General features: G+C 40.7%; 27 protein-coding genes, 1 rRNA gene and 1 pseudogene. 6 read left to right on the plus strand and 23 right to left on the minus strand.

Features of this window, described 5'->3' with window-relative positions:
* Positions 1-67: 67 nt before the first annotated feature.
* Both B9L23_RS00385 and B9L23_RS00390 read right to left on the minus strand, forming a co-directional pair.
* Complete coding sequence (locus B9L23_RS00385; protein WP_089096696.1) at positions 68-1,480, minus strand: amidase; 1,413 nt, start codon at positions 1,478-1,480, stop codon at positions 68-70.
* Entirely contained in the window at positions 1,461-1,655 is a 195-nt protein-coding gene (locus tag B9L23_RS00390; RefSeq protein ID WP_015863651.1) for a hypothetical protein, read from the minus strand. The genes B9L23_RS00385 and B9L23_RS00390 overlap by 20 nt, the downstream gene beginning before the upstream one ends.
* Before the next feature lie 198 nt (positions 1,656-1,853).
* On the opposite strand from B9L23_RS00390, the gene B9L23_RS00395 reads away from it, so the two are divergent.
* The gene (locus B9L23_RS00395; protein ID WP_089096697.1) at positions 1,854-3,158 is read left to right on the plus strand and encodes an acetamidase/formamidase family protein; all 1,305 of its coding nucleotides are present in this window, start codon (positions 1,854-1,856) and stop codon (positions 3,156-3,158) included.
* Positions 3,159-3,320: 162 nt separating this feature from the next.
* Here B9L23_RS00395 and B9L23_RS21290 read toward each other — a convergent pair whose 3' ends face one another.
* Positions 3,321-5,441 (minus strand): SEC-C metal-binding domain-containing protein, encoded by a 2,121-nt coding sequence (locus B9L23_RS21290; protein ID WP_089096698.1) that lies wholly within the window; start codon positions 5,439-5,441, stop codon positions 3,321-3,323.
* Positions 5,442-5,728: 287 nt separating this feature from the next.
* Here B9L23_RS21290 and B9L23_RS00405 point away from each other — a divergent pair, with 287 nt between their 5' ends.
* Positions 5,729-6,094, plus strand: coding sequence for a hypothetical protein (locus tag B9L23_RS00405; protein ID WP_015863640.1), 366 nt, complete (start codon positions 5,729-5,731; stop codon positions 6,092-6,094).
* 108 nt (positions 6,095-6,202) lie between these two features.
* Here B9L23_RS00405 and B9L23_RS00410 read toward each other — a convergent pair whose 3' ends face one another.
* The 15 genes from B9L23_RS00410 to B9L23_RS20815 all read right to left on the minus strand — a co-directional run bounded on the left by B9L23_RS00410 (position 6,203) and on the right by B9L23_RS20815 (position 15,846).
* A complete protein-coding gene (locus B9L23_RS00410; RefSeq protein ID WP_015863639.1) occupies positions 6,203-6,802 on the minus strand; it encodes a Uma2 family endonuclease in 600 nt (199 codons plus the stop codon).
* Positions 6,803-6,869: 67 nt separating this feature from the next.
* Positions 6,870-7,142, minus strand: coding sequence for a DUF3986 family protein (locus tag B9L23_RS00415; RefSeq protein WP_089096699.1), 273 nt, complete (start codon positions 7,140-7,142; stop codon positions 6,870-6,872).
* Entirely contained in the window at positions 7,139-7,543 is a 405-nt protein-coding gene (locus B9L23_RS00420) for a hypothetical protein (protein ID WP_211278787.1), read from the minus strand. The genes B9L23_RS00415 and B9L23_RS00420 overlap by 4 nt, the downstream gene beginning before the upstream one ends.
* A gap of 100 nt (positions 7,544-7,643) precedes the next feature.
* Entirely contained in the window at positions 7,644-7,922 is a 279-nt protein-coding gene (locus B9L23_RS00425) for a hypothetical protein (protein ID WP_089096700.1), read from the minus strand.
* A gap of 18 nt (positions 7,923-7,940) precedes the next feature.
* Positions 7,941-8,195 carry a hypothetical protein gene (locus B9L23_RS00430; protein WP_089096701.1) on the minus strand — a complete coding sequence of 85 codons (255 nt, stop codon included), beginning with the start codon at positions 8,193-8,195 and terminating at the stop codon, positions 7,941-7,943.
* A gap of 54 nt (positions 8,196-8,249) precedes the next feature.
* A complete protein-coding gene (locus tag B9L23_RS00435) occupies positions 8,250-8,822 on the minus strand; it encodes a hypothetical protein (protein WP_015863630.1) in 573 nt (190 codons plus the stop codon).
* Positions 8,809-9,546, minus strand: a complete 738-nt coding sequence (locus B9L23_RS00440) for a hypothetical protein (protein ID WP_089096702.1) — start codon at positions 9,544-9,546, stop codon at positions 8,809-8,811. The genes B9L23_RS00435 and B9L23_RS00440 overlap by 14 nt, the downstream gene beginning before the upstream one ends.
* Before the next feature lie 216 nt (positions 9,547-9,762).
* Positions 9,763-10,386: a hypothetical protein gene (locus B9L23_RS20685; RefSeq protein ID WP_089096703.1), complete on the minus strand. Its 624-nt coding sequence runs from the start codon at positions 10,384-10,386 to the stop codon at positions 9,763-9,765.
* A gap of 53 nt (positions 10,387-10,439) precedes the next feature.
* Complete coding sequence (locus B9L23_RS00450; RefSeq protein WP_089096704.1) at positions 10,440-11,228, minus strand: NERD domain-containing protein; 789 nt, start codon at positions 11,226-11,228, stop codon at positions 10,440-10,442.
* Positions 11,229-11,264: 36 nt separating this feature from the next.
* Positions 11,265-11,780, minus strand: a complete 516-nt coding sequence (locus B9L23_RS00455) for a hypothetical protein (protein ID WP_089097452.1) — start codon at positions 11,778-11,780, stop codon at positions 11,265-11,267.
* Between the two features lie 330 nt (positions 11,781-12,110).
* Complete coding sequence (locus B9L23_RS00460; protein ID WP_021322736.1) at positions 12,111-12,620, minus strand: hypothetical protein; 510 nt, start codon at positions 12,618-12,620, stop codon at positions 12,111-12,113.
* Between the two features lie 84 nt (positions 12,621-12,704).
* Positions 12,705-13,556: an Rpn family recombination-promoting nuclease/putative transposase gene (locus B9L23_RS00465; protein ID WP_089096705.1), complete on the minus strand. Its 852-nt coding sequence runs from the start codon at positions 13,554-13,556 to the stop codon at positions 12,705-12,707.
* 157 nt (positions 13,557-13,713) lie between these two features.
* A complete protein-coding gene (locus B9L23_RS20805) occupies positions 13,714-14,370 on the minus strand; it encodes a Piwi domain-containing protein (protein ID WP_245842252.1) in 657 nt (218 codons plus the stop codon).
* Positions 14,330-15,055, minus strand: coding sequence for a hypothetical protein (locus B9L23_RS20810; protein ID WP_245842253.1), 726 nt, complete (start codon positions 15,053-15,055; stop codon positions 14,330-14,332). The genes B9L23_RS20805 and B9L23_RS20810 overlap by 41 nt, the downstream gene beginning before the upstream one ends.
* 35 nt (positions 15,056-15,090) lie before the next feature.
* On the minus strand, positions 15,091-15,846 hold the full coding sequence (locus tag B9L23_RS20815; protein WP_245842255.1) for a hypothetical protein: 756 nt from the start codon (positions 15,844-15,846) through the stop codon (positions 15,091-15,093).
* A gap of 104 nt (positions 15,847-15,950) precedes the next feature.
* On the opposite strand from B9L23_RS20815, the gene B9L23_RS21590 reads away from it, so the two are divergent.
* Positions 15,951-16,139, plus strand: coding sequence for a hypothetical protein (locus tag B9L23_RS21590; RefSeq protein ID WP_141103828.1), 189 nt, complete (start codon positions 15,951-15,953; stop codon positions 16,137-16,139).
* A gap of 70 nt (positions 16,140-16,209) precedes the next feature.
* Here B9L23_RS21590 and B9L23_RS00475 read toward each other — a convergent pair whose 3' ends face one another.
* The 5 genes and pseudogenes from B9L23_RS00475 to B9L23_RS00495 form a co-directional block, all read right to left on the minus strand.
* Positions 16,210-16,602 (minus strand): hypothetical protein, encoded by a 393-nt coding sequence (locus B9L23_RS00475; protein WP_089096706.1) that lies wholly within the window; start codon positions 16,600-16,602, stop codon positions 16,210-16,212.
* 453 nt (positions 16,603-17,055) lie between these two features.
* Positions 17,056-17,559: a DUF4411 family protein gene (locus tag B9L23_RS00480; protein ID WP_089096707.1), complete on the minus strand. Its 504-nt coding sequence runs from the start codon at positions 17,557-17,559 to the stop codon at positions 17,056-17,058.
* Positions 17,556-18,710: an ImmA/IrrE family metallo-endopeptidase gene (locus B9L23_RS00485; RefSeq protein WP_074043459.1), complete on the minus strand. Its 1,155-nt coding sequence runs from the start codon at positions 18,708-18,710 to the stop codon at positions 17,556-17,558. The genes B9L23_RS00480 and B9L23_RS00485 overlap by 4 nt, the downstream gene beginning before the upstream one ends.
* Positions 18,711-18,847: 137 nt before the next feature.
* Entirely contained in the window at positions 18,848-21,802 is a 2,955-nt protein-coding gene (locus B9L23_RS00490) for a type III restriction-modification system endonuclease (RefSeq protein WP_089096708.1), read from the minus strand.
* A gap of 3 nt (positions 21,803-21,805) precedes the next feature.
* Positions 21,806-22,909 (minus strand): annotated as a pseudogene (locus tag B9L23_RS00495) (site-specific DNA-methyltransferase); the annotation flags it as partial.
* A 505-nt stretch (positions 22,910-23,414) separates the two neighbouring features.
* Here B9L23_RS00495 and rrf point away from each other — a divergent pair.
* From rrf to mcsA, 3 genes are all read left to right on the plus strand, one after another.
* Positions 23,415-23,531 (plus strand): 5S ribosomal RNA (gene rrf / locus B9L23_RS00500).
* A 225-nt stretch (positions 23,532-23,756) separates the two neighbouring features.
* The gene (locus B9L23_RS00505; protein WP_012748854.1) at positions 23,757-24,218 is read left to right on the plus strand and encodes a CtsR family transcriptional regulator; all 462 of its coding nucleotides are present in this window, start codon (positions 23,757-23,759) and stop codon (positions 24,216-24,218) included.
* Positions 24,219-24,231: 13 nt separating this feature from the next.
* Positions 24,232-24,780 (plus strand): protein-arginine kinase activator protein McsA, encoded by a 549-nt coding sequence (mcsA, locus tag B9L23_RS00510; RefSeq protein ID WP_062756079.1) that lies wholly within the window; start codon positions 24,232-24,234, stop codon positions 24,778-24,780.

Consider the following 24,780-nt stretch of genomic DNA (forward strand, 5'->3'; position numbering starts at 1 on the left):
TTATTCGGGGATATCCATCCATACATAAAAACCTCCCCTCTCCCATCGGAAAGGGAAGGCCGTTTTCTTACTGTTTAAGAACAATCGGGTTTTGTTTTAACTCTGGATGCAACTTTTCAAACACGTCGGCAATGTTTAATATTTTTCCTTCTTGGAAGGCCGGACCGACTATTTGCATGCCTATAGGAAGACCTTGCGCAAAACCGCACGGTACCGTTACAGCTGGCAAGCCCGTCAAATTGAACGGACCAGTAAAACGAATAATATGGTCAAGAAAATTCACTTCTTTTCCATTTAATAGTACCGTATCTTGGCCGATTTTCGGAGGCAGCAACGGAAGCGTCGGGGTAATGATGACGTCTACCTTATTGAATATCTCCATAAATTCGCGATCCAACTGCAAACGAATTTGCTGCGCCTGCAAGTAGTCCACGGCGGACGGTATTTCTCCAAGCTTCAATAGAAAACGGACATCATCACCAAAATCCTCTTCTCTTTCTACTAAATTATGATGATGAATGGCGCTAGCTTCCGAGATAATCGTAATCATTTCCGCGTATTGCGCATATTGCAATGTCGGAATTCGTACTGTTTCGACGATGGCGCCTTCACGCTCCAGCGATGAAATGGCATTCTTCACCGCTTTTTCCACTTCCGCATCCACATTGTCAAAGAAATATGGTTCTATACCGATTTTTACACCTTTGACGGACTCCGTTAATTGCGTGGAATATCTAGCTGTAGGGGCATCAATAGAGGTCGGGTCTTTGGGGTCATAGCCTGCAATCGCTTCTAAAACATAAGCAGCATCTTCCACCGTTTTCGTCATCGGACCGATGTGATCCAACGACCACGCGAGCGGAAAGCAACCGTATTTGCTCACTAATCCATGGGTAGGTTTTAAGCCGACAATACCGCAAAAGGAGGAAGGAATTCTTATCGATCCGCCCGTATCCGTCCCTAAAGAGGCAATCGTCATATGAGCGGCTGTCGCAACTCCTGATCCTCCGCTCGATCCTCCCGAAATTCGCTCGGTATCCCAAGGATTGCGAACAGGGCCAAAATGAGGATTATTATTCGTCGCTCCCCAAGCATATTCATGCAAATTGAGCTTCCCAGGAAAAACCGCTCCCGCTTTGGAAAGTTTCTCCACCACAGTCGCATGATAGCTAGGTTGAAAATTCCGATGTATTTTTGATCCCATCGTTGTGGTTTCATTGGCGATATAAATATTATCCTTAATCGCCACCGGAATGCCGTGCAGCGGACCACGATAATTTCCCGATAATATTTCCGCTTCCGCCGTCTCCGCCTGTCTGTGCGCTTTATCCGCGGTTACCTCAATATAAGCATTTAACTCACCGTTTAACTTTTCGATTTGTTCGAGTACATCACGGACGATCTCAACTGGGGAAATTTGCTTGCTTTTTACAAGCGGCGCAAGTTCGGAAATCGTTTTCTCATTGAACCGTTTTTCCACGATACACACCCCCCGGATGATGGATGATGCCAATATCGGCATCGTTTAATTTCAATGTTTCGATTCCATTTTTCAGTTGTTGAATCGCCTTCCATTGCTGTTCTAACAGCTCTAGTTCCCCTTCAGATACTTTAATTCCTTTTTCTTCTAACACCTTTTCTATACTGCTTCTCATTCATTTTCCTCCCTTCTAAAATTGAATTATACAATATTATACATAAAATTAACAATATTCATAATATTATATTTTTTAATAATTTCCAATTGGACAATCTATTAAGTTAGAATTATCAAGCTATTTATTTGAAATCGCTTTCTATTATCTATTATAATTTGCATAGAAAATATTTTATCATGAAAGGAAAGGAAAACGATGGAAGCAAAACAAACCGTATTTGTCAACGAGTTCACGAACGGAATTTTAGATCCTAACGGTGACATGCTAGGTCCTGTGCAAGATGGCGGATATATTGTGGCTAATACGGCCCCTGGCTGCTGGGGACCGATGATCACCCCTTGTATTCGCGGCGGCCACGAAGTCACGAAACCTGTTTTCGTAGAAGGCGCAGAAGTGGGAGACGCGATCGCGATCAAAATTAAATCGATCCGCGTCACTTCCATTGCTACGTCCTCCGGAAATGATAAGCCGATGGAAGGAAGATTTGTAGGAGACCCATTTGTCGCCGTGAAATGTCCTGAATGCGGAACGATGTATCCAGAGACAAAAATAGAAGGAATAGGCCAAGAAGCAATTCGTTGCGCCAATTGCGGCGCGGACGTCACTCCTTTTGTGTTTACAAACGGTTATACGATGGCATTTGATTCCAATAAAAAAGTCGGCATCACACTGCATAAAGAAGCGGCAGAACATATCGCCCAACAAGGGCGCTATTACATGGCGACCCCTGACAACTCGGTGCAAAACCCGATCGTCACTTTTGCACCTCACGATTTAGTCGGAACTGTCGCTAGACTTCGACCTTTCCTTGGACAACTTGGCACAACGCCGGCACGCCCATTTCCAGACTCGCACAACGCGGGGGACTTCGGGCAGTTTCTCGTTGATGCCCCGCATGAATACGGGATCACCAAAGAGCAGCTCGAAGACCGCACAGACGGACATATGGATATTAATCGCGTGCGGGAAGGTGCCGTCTTAATCTGCCCTGTGAAAGTGCCGGGCGGCGGCGTTTATCTCGGGGATATGCACGCCATGCAAGGAGATGGGGAAATCGCGGGACATACAACAGATGTAGCTGGTATCGTCACGCTTCAAGTAAAAGTGATTAAAGGTTTAACGATTGAAGGTCCGATCCTTCTCCCTGTCGAAGAAGACCTTCCATATCTAGCAAAGCCAATAACGAAAAAAGAAAAAGAAATTGCGCTTGACCTCGCACAAACATGGGGCGTGAAAAAGCTAGAAGAATCCCTTCCGATTTCCTTTATCGGAACAGGCGCAAACTTGAATGAAGCGACGGAAAACGGATTACAAAGAGCGGCGAATGTGTTAGGCATTTCCGTCCCTGAAGTGATGAACCGCGCAACGATCACCGGCGCGATCGAAATCGGCAGACACCCAGGAGTCGTCACTGTCACATTCCTATGTCCTGTCCGTTATTTAGACAATATTGGCCTTACGACATTAATCCGAGATCAATATCGCGATAGTTTGGAATAACAATTTAAAACACGCACCCCCTATCAATCTCACATGAAAAGAGAGCCGCTCCATTCCAATTGCATCGACGGCTCTCTATTGATTGGAAAAAGACGGACAGTGCCTATCACTGTCCGTCAACCAACTAAGCAATCTTTTCTATTCTTGAAGCAAACTCCATTTTCAACTCAAATACTGCCCCGCCTCTTTTGGGAACACCCGTGACACATAGATGAATTTCCAACGGCCAGAGTTTGCCGTTTTGACAATGTTTCCGCGAATGATCATCCCTATTTTCGCATAAGAACGAACAAATGAAGTGACGGATATCGTATATTGCTTTCCGCTTTCTGTATGTTTACATTTCATCGTCGCAGCGGAAATATCGATGATTTGAAACAGGCCGCTTACTTGATAGTTCGCTAGTGTGTTTTCAACTACATCTCTTTCTATTTTCTGTAACCAATAATGGTATTTTCTCGTTGTATACGGAACGTATAAATCAAGCAAACGAATCGCGTCATATATCTCTTCTTCCACCGTCTGGATGATGGATCGAACCGTTTTATCATGATTCGTTCCATATCGCGCGTCAATCCACTTTGCCAACGCTTTTACCGTGCTGAAAAACGACTTCGCTTGATTGATGCTCGCATCACCGTTCATTTCTAAATAATGATAAACGATGCATTGCTGCCAATGGTCTTTTGTGATGCTTGTCCATGACGAAAGACGAGACTGTAACAAATATTGGGCGATAATGGATAGCCCTGTTCCATATTTCGATACCGTTGCTTCTGATTTTCCTCTCGTTTTTTCGATAAAAAACTCTGCTATATCTTTACCAAAGAAGGAATCCATCCATTCAAGCGGCATGTCATATTGCTCGTATTGTTCCATTTCGTCTGTTCGCTGCTTCTCCAGCAATCGCGTTTGTCGTTTTTCCCCTAACGTGACAAATGGAGATAAAGGAAGACCAAACTTCCGGCGAATCGTATTAAAATCAACCGTAACCGGACATTCTAGACGCTCGGCGTTCATAAAACTAATATACTCGCGTTCTTGCAGCCATCGCTCGACTTCTTCTTTTTTCCCTTGTTCCACCATTTGCATCACGGTTTTCCCGTCCCATTCCTCTTGCGGAGTGTGCAATGACTGATAAATATCTAGCGTCTGATTCGCCAGTGCGCCAAAATAAAGCGGTACATTTTCTCCTAACTGCATCGCATAAGAGCGAAATTCGACGTTTTTCGGCGCGTCCAATTTGCGTACCGTTTTTTTGATAAAACGGGCAACAGATCCCGCTTTCTCCATCACTTTTATAAACGATTCCACCGCATCTGGCAAAAAAGTCACAAACTTTAGGTGGTGTTTATTGATTTCTATAAATCCTAACACTTCGCGCATATACACCGGACTTGAAGCTAGATTGTCCTCATATATATACTGTTTGCCGGCAAAACTTAACTTTGTTATTTTTCCTTTCTGTTCATCCACGATAACGACGTCTTGTTTTTCTAAAGAATGAACCAGCTTTTTTCCATCATCCACTTCATAATGCAATGTCACTTCATCAATTTTTGTCATTTCGCGATGCCGAAAATCATACGGATCCATTAATTCATTCACAATTTCTAAAAAGCAGGTCATCGCGATTTGTTCATATGATTGTCTCGTTTCTGACATCAATTCGTTGATCTTTGCATATGCGCGCTTGACTCCACGTGGTCCTTCAATAATTGCCACACCATGAACATAATAACCTTCGCCGAATGGCTCAAGCAGACAAAACGTTCCTCCCCACGGAATAGGCTTACTCATCGTTTCACAAAACGGCATATGAAATCGTTCGTGCGTAAACGCATCTTCCACCGTTATTCCATTGTCATCCATATCTACAATTTGAATAAGGCGTGGGACAAGTGATACCCATGTTTCAAGCAATCGCGCTTTCTCCGCCTTTAAACCAGTTTTTTTCTCTTGATAAAACCATTCGACTCCGCGCAATCCGTTGTCAAATCGATGGAAAAATAAATACCAAAGACGAAACAAAGGTCCAAACATATCACCATTTTGTGTTGAGTTTATTTTTTGATCGAACACTGTTTCCGCGCGCAGTTTTTCCGAAAAAGGCAACGACCGCTCTAAAAATTGGTAAATTTCTTCCGATAACTCATTTTTTAATTGAAAAAAGCGCTCCTCCCTCACTTTTCGGATTTCTACAACAGCATCCTTTTTCATACAACACTTTTTATACTTTTTCCCGCTTCCACAAGGGCAAGGATCGTTTCTTCCTACTTTCATTTCTTTTCTCCTTATCATCATTTTTAAAAAATAAGAAGCATCCATTAGTAAATAAGCAACAATCATATTATAACTGTTGAGACGTGTCTTTTAGACAAATAAAAAAACTTGATCTTTTCTTCTCCATAAAAGCTGACGCTCAAGAACATCATACCCAATGTCTTTTTTGCTGTCTACTTATAGGGGATAGTAACAAAAAGACAGATGTATTAGGCTCCTGCCTACACCTTTTTGTCTTTTCTTGTCTATATGATCGGGTTATACTGTTTAGTGAGGAGGTGAATGACGTGGAACAACAAACGATGTTAAAAGAAATTTTAAAAGCACTCGATCTGTATGCATCTGACTTTCGCTCACAAATCGCTGCATTAGACAAAAAAATCGAAGCAATAGATAAAAAAGTCGAAGCAATGAATGGTGAATTTAGAAGAAAGTTTGTGGAAATAGACAAGCGGATACAAGAGATGGACGACCGGTTGGAAGGCAGAATCGATCGGCTGGAAAATGAAATGAACGAACGATTTAACCGCTTAGAAACAAAAATCGACAACTTGCGCATTGAACTTATTGAAACACAAGAAACCGTCGATTTCCACTCAGCCAAAATCGCCCAACATGACCGAAAAATCCGCAAGCTCTCCCAGCAACAATAACCTCTCTATCCGTAACGTTCTCTCCACGATGAAATTGCCCCCATCGCCAAACAGATGGGGGTGTTTGTTTTCACAGCCATTCTAAACATGTGCGCATATATGTGTTTATTATAACCGTTGAAACACATCTTTTAGGCAAATCTTTAAGTCTGGATGCAGAAAAGAAACTAGCACATCTTGTTCTCCAAATACTTCCCTTTTTTCATATACTCCGTTATGCCATCCGTACACCTCGATAGTTCGATGCAGCGGGTCAACCATCCAGTATTCTTTTACTTCAAACCGTTGATATAATTTGTATTTTTCATTTCGGTCTTTTAACGCCGTACTCGGAGACAACACCTCTACGATTAAGTCAGGTGCGCCTACGCATCCCTTTTCTGTGATTTTCTCTCGATCACAAATAACGGAAATATCGGGCTGCACCACATTTTTCACAGATTTGTCATCAAGATTTGAAGCGAATATGACATCAAACGGTGCCATGACCACTATGCATCCTTGTTGTTGAAAATAATCCCGCAACGCCGCATAAAGCTCACCGATGATATATTGATGGGTAAACGAAGAAGAAGCCATACTATATGGCACGCCGTCAATCAATTCCCATTGTCCGTCCCATTTCAGATAATCTTCATACGTGTAGTTGTGATTTGGAAACTCTGGAGTTTTCACCGCGCCTTCACTCCATTTGCTTTTTGTTTCCATTATATCATGCCGCCAAATATTATTCTTTGGCCGTGGATTGAAGCCGTGTTAGCGAATTTGTTCCTTGTTATATTACGTTATTTGTTTTTAACCACTCTTCCAATAGCTTGCTTCCGACTTCATAAGATAAATCATCTGCATCAATAGTAAAAATCTTGTAACCATATTTTTCATGGTAATCATATTGATCTAATATTTTTTGAACTAATGTAGTATCTTGTTCATTATCTAAAAAAACCACCCACTTATTTTCGTTCTGAATTTTATATGCAACTGCTTCTAAGTCAACATTGTTCTCATAATATCCTAAATGAAGATGCTGATTGGGATCAAATTTCACGTTGATCCACTCCCGTCTCTTAATGCACCAACCAAATTTTTCGGTTCTGCATCTCTAAACTCCTTGATCATGTCCAAATAATCGTTAATATTTTCAACCGTTGCATCCCTTCCTTCGAATTCCAGAATAAAAGCCGCTATATAGCGCCAAACATTAGGGCCTGTCCATGATGATAACGATATATTGTACAAATCTTCCCAAACATGCCGAAAATCCATTTGAAGATGAAACTTTGAGCGAATCTCTAAACTTTGTTCAAGCATTTTCGTACGGTGTCTCCATATTTCTGCCCCACCTTCTTCAACTCCAAGAAACCAAATCGGGGCATTGACATTTCCATAGCCAATCCAATTATACAAACATGAACGAACCAGTCTTTCAAAAGAAGTCGAAGTTTCCATCCCTATTTCTTGCTACTTCATTTTGTTACTATCATGGTTCAAATTTGCGCCAGTTTGTATCATTTCAGCACTTTTCCCTGACATAGACATCATGGCAATCTCAAATAACTTCCCTTAACTGTTCTTCAGAGAAATGGGCAATTCTTATCCATCCTCGTGGATCAACGTTATATCCTTTTTTCTTTATGATTTCACTATCCATATACTTGCCATTTACATATCCATTTCCACTAGGGGATAACTCCCTAGCTAATACTTTCCCTCTTTGCCGGCTTTCTGGATAAACATAATTTACTCGATCGTAACTTATAGGCTTTTCTTGTAGCTGCTTATATGACCGAAAAATCGCTTTCTTATGCTCAAAGCTCAGCATGTTCATTCCTCTCCCCCTATATCTTTAATACGATGCTCTTTGCGATTCACGGTAAAAAACAGGGCTCGCCACATCTTCGCCGAAAGCAGTGTGAAATGGTAATGATGCTCTATCGGCTTGTTTTAAAACTCCCAAATAACCAAATCCTTTCGTACCAGGCAGTTCTCTGCAATAAAAATCTTTACCGTTTTCTCTTTCCCCGTTTCTCCATTTCTCTAGCTCCTGCGCTTGGAATCTTGCCACCCGAACAGGAATTTTTCTATTTTGATCCCCATGCACAGCCTCTCCCTGAGTCCATAAATTGCTTTTGTTTCCCCAATTCGAGTTTATCCGTCACAAACACTTCAACTCACGAAATACCATATCCCTAATGTTCGTTGATGTAATGGATAATAAGTCAATTTCCTTCCAAATAACCTCTTGAATTTTACCGAATTTTTCCGAAGTTTTTTCGTCATTCGGAACGGTTCTAAACACTCCATTTTCAAGTTCATGGTCAGTAAAATTATCGCCATCATATAAAGGCCAGTAGAAAAACCAATGCTCAGAAACGCTCGGTGGTTTATCCCAATGTTCAAGGGTTGAATACACGTATTTACACAACGTCATCCTTGGTTCTTCTTCAAATGAAATTTCAACCGCATATATTGGGTCATTTTTCAACCCATTCCCTGACCGGCAAGGAGTGGCAAAATCTCTCTGATATAGTTTGATAAAAGATTGAATGAACCAGCCTTGATACTCTCGGTCAGATTTCCAACGCAAAAATTGCGGGATCACCGGAACAAATCCACATTCGACCGATTGACGGTCCATTTCCGCCAACAGTTTATCGACACTCTCGTACGTTTTTCGCACAACCTCGAAAGCGTTTTTTATGTTTTCCTGTACGCTAACAGAATTCATAATACCCCTCCTTTTCAATACGGTTGGCACTTAAATGAAAAAACTGTTCATCTGTATAAAAATGAAAGTAGGAGCAGTGGTCAACTAAAGGACAAGCAAGGCTTTGAAAGTTTTGAAAGCGATCAAATCCCTTTTTTCTCAATAAAGCAACCAAATCTTCCAATATTAACCTTTGAAACTCATTCAATGTTTCATTTTTTTGCACGTACACCAATTGATGGAACACTTCTTGCCAAGATAAATATCCGAAATGAACACCGCTTGGCAGTTTTCTGTCTTCCATCACCTTTTTAGCAATCATATTCACTTCTGGTTCCGTTCCTAATAAGAGCAAAAACTTTGGCGTCTGTCCTTTACCCTTTAATAAATCGCTTGCTTCTCGTTCCAATTGATCGTCTGATGATAAAGGACTATGGTATTTCACTTCGATTCCTATGATCAAATGATCAAATTCAAGTAAAACATCGATTTCACTTCTTTCTCCCTTGACCCAAAACTTAACCTTATCCCCTATAAATTCGTTTTTTCGCCTTCCCAAACTGTTTATGAACGCCATTTGATCAGTTTGAGAAAAAAATACAGCCTTGCTTAAAATCGGCTTAATCCCTTTGTGAAAAGGGAGATAACGCAACGTACCAAACACGTTCGCTGTCAGCTGATCTTCAAGCCGCTCGCTTAAATTCGAACCTTCCGATGATATTTTTCCATGTATTTCAGCTAACAAACTTTCTCCCCCCTGTCTGTGCCCATACATTCGACAAGTGACAGGATCCGCGTGCAACGAAGCTTCTCCTGTCGCACTCTAATTTTTTAATTGCTTCTCATAACACTTCTTCATCACAACAGATAAATCCGGGTTAATCAAGTCTTGCCCGAGACGTTTTCGTTCCTGACACAGCTTTTCTTCGATAGGTGACAACAGACACTAAAACTATTTCTCTCAACTATATACGTCCCCAACATGAACAGCTACATATCGGAACTCGCCATGTTTGTCTTGGTTGATGGTAGAATAATGATGCCATTTCAATTGATATCTCCCTTTAATAAAGATCGGCGCATCACGGTTTTCTTTCGTCCCTGCTGATGCACGTTCCTGCCATTTTAACTCCCCGGTGATGATCCGGTTTTCATGAATGCGAAACTCGCAGTCCACCGTATTTGGTCGCATCGGCTCGGTCCAATACAAATGGTCATTCGTTAGCAACACAACGATCCCGTAGACATTCCTTCTCCCCATCGTTATTCGTTCTAACTTTTCCACTTGCGCCAAAAAATCATAACGACCCTGATCCTGAGCACCGTGGTGCTTCAATTCAATCGTTTGCCCGTTTTGCTTTATCGTGACCCGAGCGAGCTTGTTCATTAAACAAATCGCGTATTGGCGCCCACTTTCCGGTTCTTCCACCCACAAATCGATCAGATAATCATGAAAGCGTTTGTTCTCCTCGACGCGGAATTTTTCTTGAAGCTGAAATTTTAATGACTGTTTAAACGCTTCTTTTGAAGCAAAAAATCGATACTTTTGCGATAGGCGTTCCAATTCCTCTTGAATAGAAAACATCATTTTCCTCCTTCCCTTATCTATAGTTGCTACCCGATCGCCATGTTGCAAGTTCAGCCAATCGACTGCGTAAACTTGCATTTCGGATAATTATTGCAACCTTTAAATGTTCCGTATTTCCCTTTCCGAACGATTAGAACACCGCCACATTTTGGACAACGGTTTTGCTGTATATGTTGTTCCGTCTGCTTTTGCTTCGTTCGAATCGCTTGCATGTGCCACTTTTTCATTTCTTTTTCTTGTGTCTTATCTTTGGCAAGCACTGTTTCTAATTTTTGAGCTAAACGTTGCTTTGTTTCCCTATCGATCACTTTTGTTTGGTGTTGCTCGAGCACTTGTTTCAATTGTTTCGGATAAACCACATAAGCATGGGCAAAATGAGCATTTGATTTAAACTTTGCCCGCGGCAAAAACACGACAACCGAGTGCATCGGAATATGCACAAACTCCTCCCCAAGCCAGTCTCTTAACGCCTTGATATGCCCTTTGTTCTGCAAAATAGGATTAAGAAATTTTTCTTTTTGTTTATAAATGACTTGCGTCCAATATTTTGACGTTTCATCTCCGAAAATCCAGCCGCTGTAATTTTTCGTTTCGATGACAAACAGTCCTTGATCGGAAAGGATAACATGATCAATTTGCGAAGTTGAACCGTCTTGTTTTGGAATATACAGGTTATGAAAAGCTTTGTATTTTCCAGATGATGTTGCTTCTATCTTTTTGATTGCTTTACGGACTTTATATTCTCCATACGATCCAATCCATTCTGCTTCTTTCGACTTGATCCATCTTGCCAGCAAAACAAGCAAGACCAAAAGAAGCAATGTATAGAAAAGCCCCATATTCACAATTCCCTTCCCCGCCCCCAAATGTTATTGTTACAAACTACTCAATCGACTTCTTTCAATTCTTATCGTATTGTCTTTTCCGTCTAGCATATCGGCACGCTTGCTGCCGTAAATGCGAAGCCACGGGGAACCTTTGACCGCTTTCACGGACAGCCGTGCCGTTCCACGAATCTGTTCTTTTTCGATATCCACGCATTCGATAAATTCGTCCCAGTAGACGATGGCAATGACTTGGTTGTAGTCGCTTAATTGCTTCTGGCTACAAATAAAGGCAAAGATTAATGTTTTTTCTTTATTTCCTTGATGAATCTTGGCAATTTCCTCGATCTCATTGTCGCTAAATGAAAAAGACCAGGTAAAATCTTTGGAGCCTGATGGAGTGGTATTGTACTTCGTATAAATGATATAACTCGCTTTATTCGTCGTGACTTCGTATATTTGCCGATTGTCGTTTTCTTTTTCAAACAGTGCAGGCGCTAGCCCTCCATTAACCAGCGCGGAAAGCAACGCTCCGTAATAGTAGTCAGCTTTGCAAATCGTTGTCATCATGATCCCCTTCCTTATTACTAAACCAATAATCTCATTTAATTCGATTGTACCAACATTTGTAGAAAAACGTTGTCGAATATTGTAAAATCATTTACAAATTTCCTATGCATAATTAACTAATATACCATCTGAAAATTCAGACGATTGAAACAAAAAAGCTACCCATTAGCTTAGGGTAGCTTTCTCCTTTAGTGGGTAACAACAGGTACCAAGCCAATACAAGAATAAAACCATTAAAAAACGCTGTGCCAGCTCTCTATTTAAACAAGCGGTCGTGGCCAATCGTTATACATTCACTCCACATGCAAAATATCGTTTGAAATCTCTTTATTTCCTCCCATAATGTATACGTTCTCTCTCTCGGTTAAATTCTTCATGCAACTTCCCTTGTTCATATTCCATCAAATAATTTAGTGTCTGCTCAATGGTTGCTATTTTCATTGTTATTAATATATCGGAAGAAGTATCCTCGTCATCTAATAATGTTCTCTTGTATCTCTCCAGTTCCAAAAGGCGCTCCATTATTTCTTTAAATCCTCTAATCGTCTTTTCATCCTTATAAATAAAATCACGTTCGAAATCAATATCCTCTAATTCCTGTTTATATTTGTTAATCGTGTTATCACGCATTTGTCTTGCAAAATCAGCTCTTCTTTGAATCGGACCAAAACGAAATTTATTTCTCCATGATAAAAATGTACTTTTAGGCACGCCTAACTCGCTTGCCCCTTCCCAAGGAACAACATCTCTAATCACGCAAAGTTCATACATAATCTCTTTCAACGGCTTACCGTACTTTTTTTCTACGATTTCTTGATAATCTTTATTTGTCATCATTGGAATCACATCCTTATTGTGAGTTTATCGCTAAATATAAAAACGCTATTTCAGGAGCTAGCAGATGCCAAGCACTGTCCCTTCCTACTCATCTTTTACCCTTTTATGAACTTCTTCTTCCGTTAGGTCAAATATATGTGCAATATCGGCAATGCTCATTCCTTTTGCAATCATTTTTCTCATCATTTCTCGCTCTTTTTGCTTAGCTCCTTCACGTTTTCCCTTTTGTTCATACGAAATCAACAATTCCAACACTTGCTCTTTTTCTTTCGTTTCCATTTGATTCACCTTGTTTCGTAATCGTTGTTCTTCTTCATCCGACAATTTCACATATGTTTCAAAAAAGCCCATTAACAGCCTCTGCTTTGCTTCATCCAGCTCTAAACTAACCAACATGCGTAAAAACTGTTTTTTCAATTCGATTCGTTCACTTTCAGTATAACCCATTTTGCTTAACAGTGCAGCGGCGATCGGGTTGTCAATGCGAATGTAGTTGCGCCAATTTTGTTTGCGTAGTTCGATGGTGAAAAAGCGGAAGTGAAGGATGTTGCCAAACGGAAGTTGAAGCGTAAACGAAGAGGGTTCGTCGCGGATGGTATCGTAGCTGAAAACGGCAATCGGAACGACATTCGTACGGTATTTCTCAAACAAGCGGCTGAAGTAAATGAACATCCATTCAGGAAACGACGGCTGCACGTAGCTTTGATTTTCAATATGGACGATGATCAGCCCGTCTTCCCCTTTTAATTTCGTTTCGACTAACAAATCGACGCGATACTTCTCCTCTGCCGTTACATCGGTGAACAGTTCTTCGGATAAAAAGGACAAATGCTGAAAATCAATATACTCGTACATTTCAGGGAAAAAGAGAAGGATAAACTCTTCAAAAAATGTTTGGATCAACTCTTTGAACAAGCGGTCATGGTCAACAGCCATACATTCACCTCACATGTGAAAATTCACATACGTTATTCGACAACATGTGCGAAATTCCTACATGGGATAAAACAAAAACAGAGAGCCAAGCAATGACTCTCTGCTTCTACAAATCCCAGCAATCCTTAGAGAGTGGCGGGCAAGCAACCCTTTCATATCACACAAACGGCAATACCCTTTCATGCTGTGAACGCGGGTGAATCAACCCGCGGTTATGGAAAGTAGAACTCAAATCGGCATAATAGATCGTAATCGGTAAGCGTGTCTTCAGCATGGAATGAATATGCATAAACGATAGCTTATATATATCGGAGACAATCTCATGAATCGATAAACCGTTTGTTTTTTGCACAATTTTAATCGGTTGGGCCATGCCGACTGCCTCTTTCGGGTCCGTCGCGCATAAATACGCCATGTTTCTTTTCGAATAATATATCCCTTGCTTTGTCATCCATTTTCGGTTGGAGTAAACAGCCATTCGTCTTCGCGTTTTTTTGATGACTTCCACAAAATCAAAAGGAATTTGAAATGATCGCAAATAAGCTTGCAAAAAATCTAGATCCTCCCGACAAATACCATCGCGGTGAAAAGTAATATGCCGCGGCTTTGCACCATAGGTTTGTTCATAGCTGTATATGCTTTCATTCACAATCTCTTCCATTGTGGAATTGGCGATGGTTTCCCCCGCTTCCGCAGTGGCAACTGATTTTTGTTTAATGATTTTTCCATCGCGCCCAATCACCTGAATGATACCAGAGGCATGCTTTCCGTGTTCATGGCTGACATCCAAGCCAATGAAGCAATCTGAATGCATCGGGCTGGCCAAAATCCAAGGCTGAATTCCTGCTTTGGCATAAAATCCCTAGCAAAATATTATAGTAGTGAAAGATATTATTTTCCGTAACTAAAGAAGAAGTGAACCCAACAAATTGCGTCATTAAGTCTTCTTTTCCACCAAATTCTTTTTTAATCGTAACGTAGGCGCGATCAATATTTTCTTCTGTTCCAATAACCACGACAACCGTTCCGCGGAACTGGTCAGTAATGGATTTCAAATGATACGACAGGTTATCTTGTTTAAAAAAGTCTTTGGGCAATTGACCGTATAGTTGGCGCGGCTGATTGGAAACATTAAGCTTTACTCCAAGCGCTTCAGACATTGATTCTAGCTTTTTTACAAAACATCCCACTTCTCTTCGCTTTTGTGGGTCATAGTTCAGCTCTGGATCGACGAAATAGCTGACGGCTACATTGCTCGGTTCGTACACTCCCGACTGCTTAAGCCCTCTATAAATCTCATTTGTTTTATATCCTTGTCCAAACTCCATTATCGGGGAATCAAGCTCATTAACATCATAGCCTAGGTTAACCGCCCGCACATTTTCTTTTTGGAACGTCAACACTTGCTGTTGACTAAGCAAGCGGAACGCTTCTGTATAAAGCTTAAACATTTTTTCATGCGGTGACAGCTTAATCAGGCGATTCACTTTCTTCGTCATCGATGGCGGCAATTGCTCGTATGAACAAGTTAATTTTAGCAATGGGGCAAATAAGGAAGAAGATGACCGTCTCTGTTTTTTACATGTACGACCGGTGTTTTTTCATGAACCCCTTTTAGCTTCCACAGTTCATTTTTTTCTAAGTAATAATCAATGACACTTTGTTGTAAAAACGGACTTTTTTGCCCGGCTGTATAGTCAGCCATCCCCACAAAAGTGTAATAGTATGCCCGCCTATTAAATGGATCGACAACCTCCATTCCTTCTTTGAGAAGCGATGGATCATTATTGATCACATCTTGCAATGTTTTTCGATATTCAAAACGGTGCTGATAATCAAAACCCACGAAAATATCTCCATTTTCTTCGACTGAAAAGGAAATATAGATCGCCGGATGAATGCTAATTTCACCGACATGCATCGACCGTTCATTAGTTAAACGGAATAAGTCTTTATCTATCTTATAGCTGCTTTTACAACGATTCTCTAATTCTTTCTTTAATAATTTTTCCAAAATGGTTCTTTCCATAGGCAAAGAACATTGAATGGGTCGATGTTCGTGCTGAATATAACGATGATCTCCCCAATGACAAATCTCTTCAAACGACGCTATATACTGTCCATGCGCCGCCACCGTTATGTACGAATTTAGCTTTCTCAGTTCATAAGCAATCGAATGGGCATAAGAATATTTTTCGTGCGGATTAGATAAAGGAACCGTATAAAGATGAATGGCAATATCCGACGCTTTTTCATCCGCTTTACATTCAGAAAAATAATAATGGTTCACAATCTCACCGCCTTTCCAAATCGATCCACCGTATATTATATCATCATCCTTCGGAATTATAGTAAGAATAGAACGATTTGAAATAAAAATCTGAATTAAGTATCATGCATGAAGCCAAAAGGAACCCGACAAAGCGTGTTGTATGCGATTATATAGCCATAATGACTGATATTATGCTAAGCAACTTTATAATCCGTATTTTAGAGAGTTTAATTTACACATTGAAGCTGTTCCGGAAGGCCGTAAAACAGCTGTTTGGGACAGCTTCGTTCGATTTTCATCCAAATGGATGATCTGAGACGATGTGCAAGTGCTGGGGAACCATTGGATCATAACCAGAAAAGCTTGCAGCCAATTAAAGTTCTACTTTTGTTCAAGAATGACTTCTTTGCATAATATCTTTACCCAAGGATGTGTATAATCAAAAGTATAGATGTTAATGTGATGCAAGCCCATATTAGTCTGTCGGCTGTTGTACACCCTTTCAAACAATACGATCGTAAACCAACTATTCACGTTAATCTCGTCTTTTGACAGTTGGGTAAACTTACTTGGCATACTAAATTCTGCTTTTAGGCAGTCCTTAAAAACAAGTGTCAATTCCCTAGTTTCACTCTTACCGTCTTGTATATCCCAATAATAATCTACGCTGATTGATAAATCTGTTAAATGATTAACCCATTTGACACCCGTTATTATACTGTCGGTAAAATCAAAAGCGTTCTCAATTTCTTCAATGTTACTTGCAATAATCAATGAAACCGCCCGCTTTCAGAAATAAAAACTTTGTGCATTTGAGAAGTATTCATTCTGAGGATGAATTGGATGATTGATAAGGAAGACCATGGTAGAAGCGCATTCTTAGAAGAAATGATCATGAACCATGTTAATGTAGTCAATTTTTTGTTTTTTGATGCCCTTTTAACACATTGTGGAGATACCGACCATCAATAAACAAAGCAATTCGTGAATACAAAAAAGATCTTTGTTTAAGTAAAAATAAAAGGAGCGGGCATAATATCTCTCCTCTTGGCTTATCATACATATGAATGACAGTGTTTATTTGTAATTTGAAAAAGGATTCTAAAATAATGTGCTAATTTACACCAATCACTCATGTTTTCTTTTACCCAATTCTTCTTTCAATTCAATAGGCCGTTCACTGCAAATGTTAAAAGACTAGTACTCCAGAGAATGACAGACATAGGCTCAAAACTTTATACTTAACCAGCGCAACATGTCAAATGTATCGACATAGGGCACATTGAATGCATGGCAAACATTAGGAATAAAAATTCTGCTTTTGGAATTAGGATGAAATTGTTCATGTGTTACTACAATAAAATTGTATGTCTTTGCAAACGCTATTAACCAACTATCTGCTGCACTAGCAAACTCTCTTTTTGCCGCCTCAAAATATTGCCCCTGCTGAACAGCCCAGGTAATAATTTCTTGATATGTTCTAAGAACTTCAATCTTATCGGTTGGCTCGAACCATTGGGCAAAATAATGATTGGCCCACTCGCTTAATTCATCATTTTTATGAAAGCTATTAATTTCCTGTTTAACACGGTCAATGCTTATGATGTTGCCGTTTTCGGCATGTTGAAGCAGGGCATCCCAAAAGGAAGGAGCGATATCAAAAGAATAATACCTTTTATAGGCTTCAATAAAAATGTTCGTATCAATCACAAACTTATGGCTAGAACTCATACATATCTCCCCGTATCGACATATTCGGCAAACTTAGCAAAAGTGTCACCAGAAAGCCCCGTCAATTGATAGGCTTCACGATAAAGGATCGTTCCTTCCTTTGCCGCGCTTATGACTGCTTCCGCAAAATGACGGCCAATACGCATCGTTTGAGTTGCGTAAAAATTGCCTCCGCTTGTTTTCGTTTGTTCCGTTTGTTGTCGAAGCCGTTTCATATAATCTTCATAAAATAAAAAAAACTCCTCTTTTGTCACAAGATTTAAGTCTAGAGCTCTACGTGCCGCCACAATTTCACTAACCTTAAAATAGCGAGCCGCCTGTTCAAAACGATCTTCCGATTGACCAACCTGTTTCCATATAATAATTAATTCATCTTCAGGAACAAGAAACTCAGCAGCTGCTTTGTTGCATGCGTTTTCAATTTCAGCATCAGCAGGCTGAAGATTTTTTAAATCGAATGCGGCACTCTCCCCGTACCAAATATGAGCAAGTTCGTGGGCCAATGTAAACATTTGCGCAGCTTTTCCGTCTCTTCCATTTATGAATATTAAAGGGGCATAGTCATCAATAAGGACAAAACCACGAAATTCCGCAACATCCAGTTTTCGATGTGTATTATTGCCAACTACTCCATTAATGACTACAATAATACCGATATCTTCAGTTTTTCTAATAAGATTGCGTAAAGCTTCCTGCCAAGTTGATTGTTTTGATGCCCATCCATCTTCCAAATTTAACGTCCTTCGCATATCTTGTGCAACGAGTTTTGGATCCATTGACAAGTTCGCACGTCCCACATAATTTAAAGGCGGATTGCCTAGCTGAATTAAATAATCTCGCATCCACTGTTGCCGTCTTTCCATCGTTTGAACCGTTTCCAAAAGATTTGGACTCGGGCGGACAGCCCCTTCATCTCTCACCGTGCGATAATGAGGAATTCTCAACTTCTCCTCTGGTGGATTAGGGAGAAAAAAATAACCAAGAGGTACAGCTGTCATTTTTGCAAGCTTTTCTAACTGCTTAAGCGTCGGCTGGCTCTCTTGATTGATCCATTTATCAATATTAGGAAACTGATCCTTCAGCCGATCAAAATTATCCATGCGTTTGATCACCCATTGTAGAACATTGGGTTTAACCTCAACCTTAACCATCATATTGCCCCTCCTCTTTGACAATAGTATGCCACAAATGCTGGAAAGAAAAAAGAGAGGAGAGAGCATTCAATAAAAAAAGCTGTCCCAAAAGGTCATTGTACCACCTTTTGGGACAGCCTCCTGTAAAAGCATCACTAACGGCTAACCGCCCGCAGCATAAACGCCTCCACATCATTCTCCGGACCAACAAATTCAATATCCGTGCCGATTGCTTCAAAGTGCTTGCGGGCAAACTCGATTTTTGCCGATTCGCCCGGGCGCAAATCTCCTTCCCATTCCTGTCCTTTTGTCTCTAGGACGAAGTACAGCTTTTCTTCCCCGTCTTTCTCAATGACAAGCGCCCAGTCAGGGTTGTAGGAGCCAATTGGCGTGTCAATTTTAAACCAGCTTGGCAGCTTTACATATACTTTTACTTTTTCGTCGTTTTCAAACCGTTTGGCAAAACGCTCTTCCACATCTGAATCATAGACGACATGGTCAAACAGCGATTTTTCACTCGGAATTGCGTTGTCATTCAAGTAGGCAAGCAGTTCTTCGTTTTGGAATAGTTCCACCGCATAATACGCATCGTCGCCGATTTTATAATATTTCACACCGTCTTTTAACAGTTGCTTCATTTCGCGCTGGATGATCTTTGTCACTTCTTCGATAAATTTTTGCGGATTGTTTTTGAAATCGTCAAGCCGCTTGCAGCCGGTTAAGATGCGGACAATCGTCTTCCGCGTTAAATTCGTGCGGTTTTGCAGTTCCGTAATGACGTCTGGAAGCGTATGGTGCAAGCTGACGTAATCTTCGACGCTTTCGCTTACCGTTTGCGCCTGCACCCCTGTCACTCGGTCGATTTCAACTTTTCCTTTACGGCTTAAAATGCGAATTTTGTTAATCGGCGCCATATCTTGAATGCTTTTGATACATTTTTCAATCAATTGTTCGCTGTCGAAATCGACGGAATAGACCGTTTTATATTTAATTTTGTCCCATAACTGTCTGAATTCTTCCTGATTGAATACAGACATATTTAATTTCACTTTTTGCTTTTTGGTCGCGTCTTTGATCGGCAATGCTTGCAAGTGGCGTTTTATTTCTTTTACGATCGCCGGAAGCCATGGCTGAAACTCCGAACTTAAGCGCAAGTCATAGTTTTCTATTGCTTTCTTTAATTCAGAGGTGACCATGCTATGCTTATCGATATAGCCGTTTTGCTTCAATTCTTCATATAATTTCACCGATAAATCGTAGCCCATTTGCATCGGCTCTTCCGTCTTCTCGTCGATATAAATAAGTTTGGCGAATATATGTTTTTCAATTTTGCCGAATTTGACTCCTGTTTCTTCTTCGATTTCTTTTTGCAGCGTCGCGACAAATTCTTCATACGATTCGTTCGCCATGACCGTTAGCGTGTTGATATGATAGTCTTGCACACGCTCCCCGTTTTGGTCGACAGCTAAACGCAAGCCACGCCCGATTTCCTGGCGTCTCGATACATACGTGCCAGCGGAATCTTTCAACGTGCAAATTTGAAAGACGTTCGGGTTATCCCATCCTTCACGAAGCGCCGAATGGGAGAAAATGAAGCGAAGCGGCTCATTGAGGCTAAGCAGCCGTTCTTTGTCTTTCATAATAAGGTTGTACACATCGGTGTCCGCTTCTGTATTTCCTTTTGTATCTTTCAGACGCCCCTTTTTATCTTGTGCGAAATACCCGTTGTGCGCTTTTTCCACGTCCTTATCAATGCCTGGATCATCCCAAAGCTGTCGGTATTTCGGTTTTTGGATCAAATCCTTATATTCTTCCTCAAACATCACCGCATATTTTCCTTTAATCGGATTGCCATCTTTATCATAATCACGGTAATGGGCGACTTTGTCGATAAAGAAAAGGCTTAACACTTTAATTCCGCGCGGGCGAAGCTGCAGCTCTTTGTTCAAATGCTCTTCGATCGTTTTGCGGATTTGATACCGCTTTATCGCATCATCGTCCAAATCGCCGATCGCATCACCGACCCGCAGACGATAGCCATTTACTTCAATCGCTTCGTTTCCTTCCGTCCAATCAATCTGCTCGACGATATAGCCACGATACAATTCTCGTTCCCCGGAAATATCGTACAAATCGTCTCCGTATTTCACCGTTTTCGTCGTCCGCTTCACCTTTCCGCGCGATTCGACGTCCAGTTCGATCTTCGCTTTTCTTTCCTTTACCTCGATTAGTTTTATGTACGGCACATTAAAAGACGGTTCAGAACGAACAGACATCACTTCGATTTTTTTGACGAGTTTTTGATTATACGCGTCGACTGCATCGAGGCGATACACCATATTATATTTTTCCACATGCGTCGCCGAGTAGCGCAGCGTGCAAAGCGGATTGAGCGAAGCGATCGCTTCTTTTGATTTCGGCGTCGTATCGACGCTTTGCGGCTCGTCAATAATAACAATCGGGTTTGTCTGTTGAATAAATTCGATCGGGCGATAGCCATTCAAACGGTCGTTCGGACGGTGGATAACGTTCGCTTTATCTTCTTTATCAGGGTCTTCAAAGCTTTTTCGGAACGCGTCGATATTAATGATCATGATTTGGATTGTTGTCGCTGTCGCAAAGTTACGGACTTGATCGAGTTTTTGCGAATCGTAAATAAAGTATTCTACTGGCGTATGGTCATACAGTTCATTGAAATGGTCTCTCGTAATTTGCAGCGACTTGTACACCCCTTCGCGAATCGCCACGGACGGAACGACAATGACAAATTTCGTAAATCCGTAATGTTTATGCAATTCGTAAATCGTCCGTAAATAGACATATGTCTTCCCCGTACCTGTCTCCATTTCAACGGTAAAATGCATGCCATCAAGCCGCTCACTGCGCGGCAGGCCGTTTTTCATTTGAATGTCCTGCACGTTTTTTAAAATTTCTTCCGGCGTAAGGTCTAAACGATTCCCTACGCCTAAATCCGTTTGAATCATCCCCGCGTTTGGTCCATACGAAACGGTGAAGTTGGACTGGCTCATTTCTTGCCCTTTAAAAATTTGCACAACGGAATCAATCGCCCGCTTTTGATAATCCAAGTCCGCGATAAACTTCAGCTTCATCGGTTACACACTCCTAACATCCGTGATTCCGTGCTTTTTCAATGTTTGAATCGCGTTCGTTTTCACGGCGTCGCTAATAAAGCCAGACTCTTTGAAAATGACTTTCGGCGGCATATGCTCGGATTGATATTTCAACATCTCCTGAACGATATCCAAATCGATGTCATCTTCTAAACATACTAACACGGAACCATAGGCAACGTTATAAATCGTTTTGCCGTTATAATCAATTTCTTCAATCGGTGTGGTGAGCGGCAGGCCGATTTTCAGTAAAATCTCATACAACAAATCTTCTTTCGTGCGGTCTTCTTTAATGTTATCCTGCAAATCGAAAAGGGTTTGCTCCAAGTTGTCAAAATCAGGATCCCATGTTTTCACGTTCGAAGAATCGAGCTTAAACACTTTAAAACCGATGTCTAAATCCGTTTTTCCTGTTTCCTGAACAATTTTCTCGCCCGCGCGGCGGATGCGTTCTTTGCCGATTTCACAAATGTTTTCATATCCCGCTTTATACGCATCTGATTTTTCATCTGTCTTCTCAGGCAGCTGGACCATAATAAACTTACGTTTTCCTCCGTCTTCGGCGTTTAATTGCATCACTGCATGGGCTGTTGTAGCGGAACCTGAAAAAAAGTCAAGGATAATATCATCTTTTTTAGTGCATTGATTAATAATAGAAATTAATAGGGAAATCGGTTTAGGGTAGTCAAAAATTCTGTTTTCAAATAAGTTTTGTATTACTTTTGTGCCCTCTGAATTTAGTCCCGAATATAACTGTGTGACTTCATTAGAATCAACCAACTTTGAATTTTCGTTGATCCAAGTAGAAATAGGATTTACAACAACTTTCAATTCACTTTTAAACCTTTTATACATTGGTTTCTGTTTCGGGTTGTTCGGAAAATATATTCTATTTTCCTTTATTAATTTATCCATTGACTCTTTTACATAAGCCCATACTCTTTGAGGATTAGGCTTATAAACAATTCCTGTTTTTGGGTCAACCAAATCATAATATTGATTAGGTCTTTGTTCTTTAGTCATTCCTACTGTTAAATCACCCTTAATCCATTCACCTCTAGGATCATTATCAGGGTTACTAAAATTACTGTAGATGAGCATTTTTCATTACAATAATTTCCATGGTTAGAGAGACAAACAGGGTACCCCTTACGCGATACGGAGCTGTTTTTTGATCACATCAATGGGAATATCTTGCTTTGCAGCGTCATAAAGATGAGATTTCCCATCGCGTCAAGCGAGTAAGATCCCTCGAAGATGACGAGGTCGATAGGTCCGAGGTGGAAGCGTGGCGACACGTGGAGCTGACGGATACTAATCGATCGAGGACTTAACCAAGCGGAAAAGTGGAGGCGAGCGCTTAGCGTCAAAAGGAAAATGTTCTTCGCCCGTAGAGGTGCTTGCACCTCAAGGGAGAAGGTTATTTGGCGCAAGAGAGCTAGGCACCGGAGCTAGACAACGGAAAAGCATAGGCCGCCTACGCAAGACGGCTTCTTCCAAACGGACGGTTATCTAGTTTTGAGGGAACGAAATCCCTCTTGACAAACGTGATGATTGGAATATAATAATAAATGTCCAATTGAGATAATTGCCTAGTGACAATAGCGGAGAGGAAACACCCGTTCCCATCCCGAACACGGAAGTTAAGCTCTCCAGCGCCGATGGTAGTTGGGGCCAGCGCCCCTGCAAGAGTAGGTCGTTGCTAGGCAATGTAAAAAGAAGCATGCCTTAATGAAAGGCATGCTTCTTTTTTTCTATATTTGCTTACCCTTTCCTTTTATTACCTAAAATCATGTTTCATTTTCGAAAAAAAAGGAAATCATATGACTAGCCATTTTTGTGAGTGACCCTTGCATTTTTTTATAATAAACTATATAGTAGAAGTAAGGTCAAATATAGTCAAAGTCAACTTGGTTTGTAAGGAGGAGGTAGAGTGCCAAACATTTCTGATATTATTGAGCAATATTTAAAACAGGTATTAAATATGAGCGGTAAAGACATTGTGGAAATCAAAAGAAGTGAAATTGCTGATAAATTTCAATGTGTTCCCTCACAAATTAATTATGTTATTAATACAAGATTTACGCTAGAGCGAGGATATATTGTTGAGAGTAAGCGCGGTGGCGGTGGTTACATCCGCATTATGAAAGTGAAAACAAAAAGTGAAGCACAGTTAATTGATCAACTGTTAGAATTAATCCAGCATCGGATTAGTCAATCAAATGCGGAAGATATTATTGATCGTCTTGTCGAGGAAAAAGTAATTACCGAACGAGAAGCAAAGATTATGCTAAGCGTAATGGACCGTTCTGTATTATACATCGATTTGCCCCAACGTGATGAATTGAGAGCACGCATGCTAAGAGCGATGTTGATATCGCTAAAATATAAGTAGGGAGGGGATAAAGTTGATATGTCAGGAATGCAATCAAAGACCGGCAACAGTGCATTTTACGAAAATTATAAACGGCGAAAAAACCGAATTTCATCTTTGCGAACAATGCGCTCAAGAGAATAGTGATATGTTTATGTTTTACGGAAATGATGACTTTTCCTTTAATAATTTATTAGCTGGCCTGCTTAATTTTTCATCTCCAATGAAAGAAATGACGTCAAGCCCGTTCCAAAGCACCGATATTTTACAATGCGAGAAGTGTGCAATGACTTATCATCAGTTTACAAAAACAGGCCGTTTCGGCTGTTCAAACTGTTACCGCACATTTGCTAGATATTTACCACCAATATTAAAAAGACTCCATAGCGGAAATACAACCCATGCTGGAAAAATACCGAAACGAAAAGGTGGAACACTCCATCTGCGCAAGCAAATTGCTATGTTAAAACAAAAACTGCAAGAACTTGTGGCGAGAGAAGAATTTGAAAAGGCGGCAGAGGTTCGTGATCAAATTCGCTCTCTTGAATATCAGTTGCATCAACATCGAGGGGGGGAGATGTAG

Source organism: Parageobacillus galactosidasius, from assembly GCF_002217735.1.
GTDB lineage: Bacteria > Bacillota > Bacilli > Bacillales > Anoxybacillaceae > Parageobacillus_B > Parageobacillus_B toebii.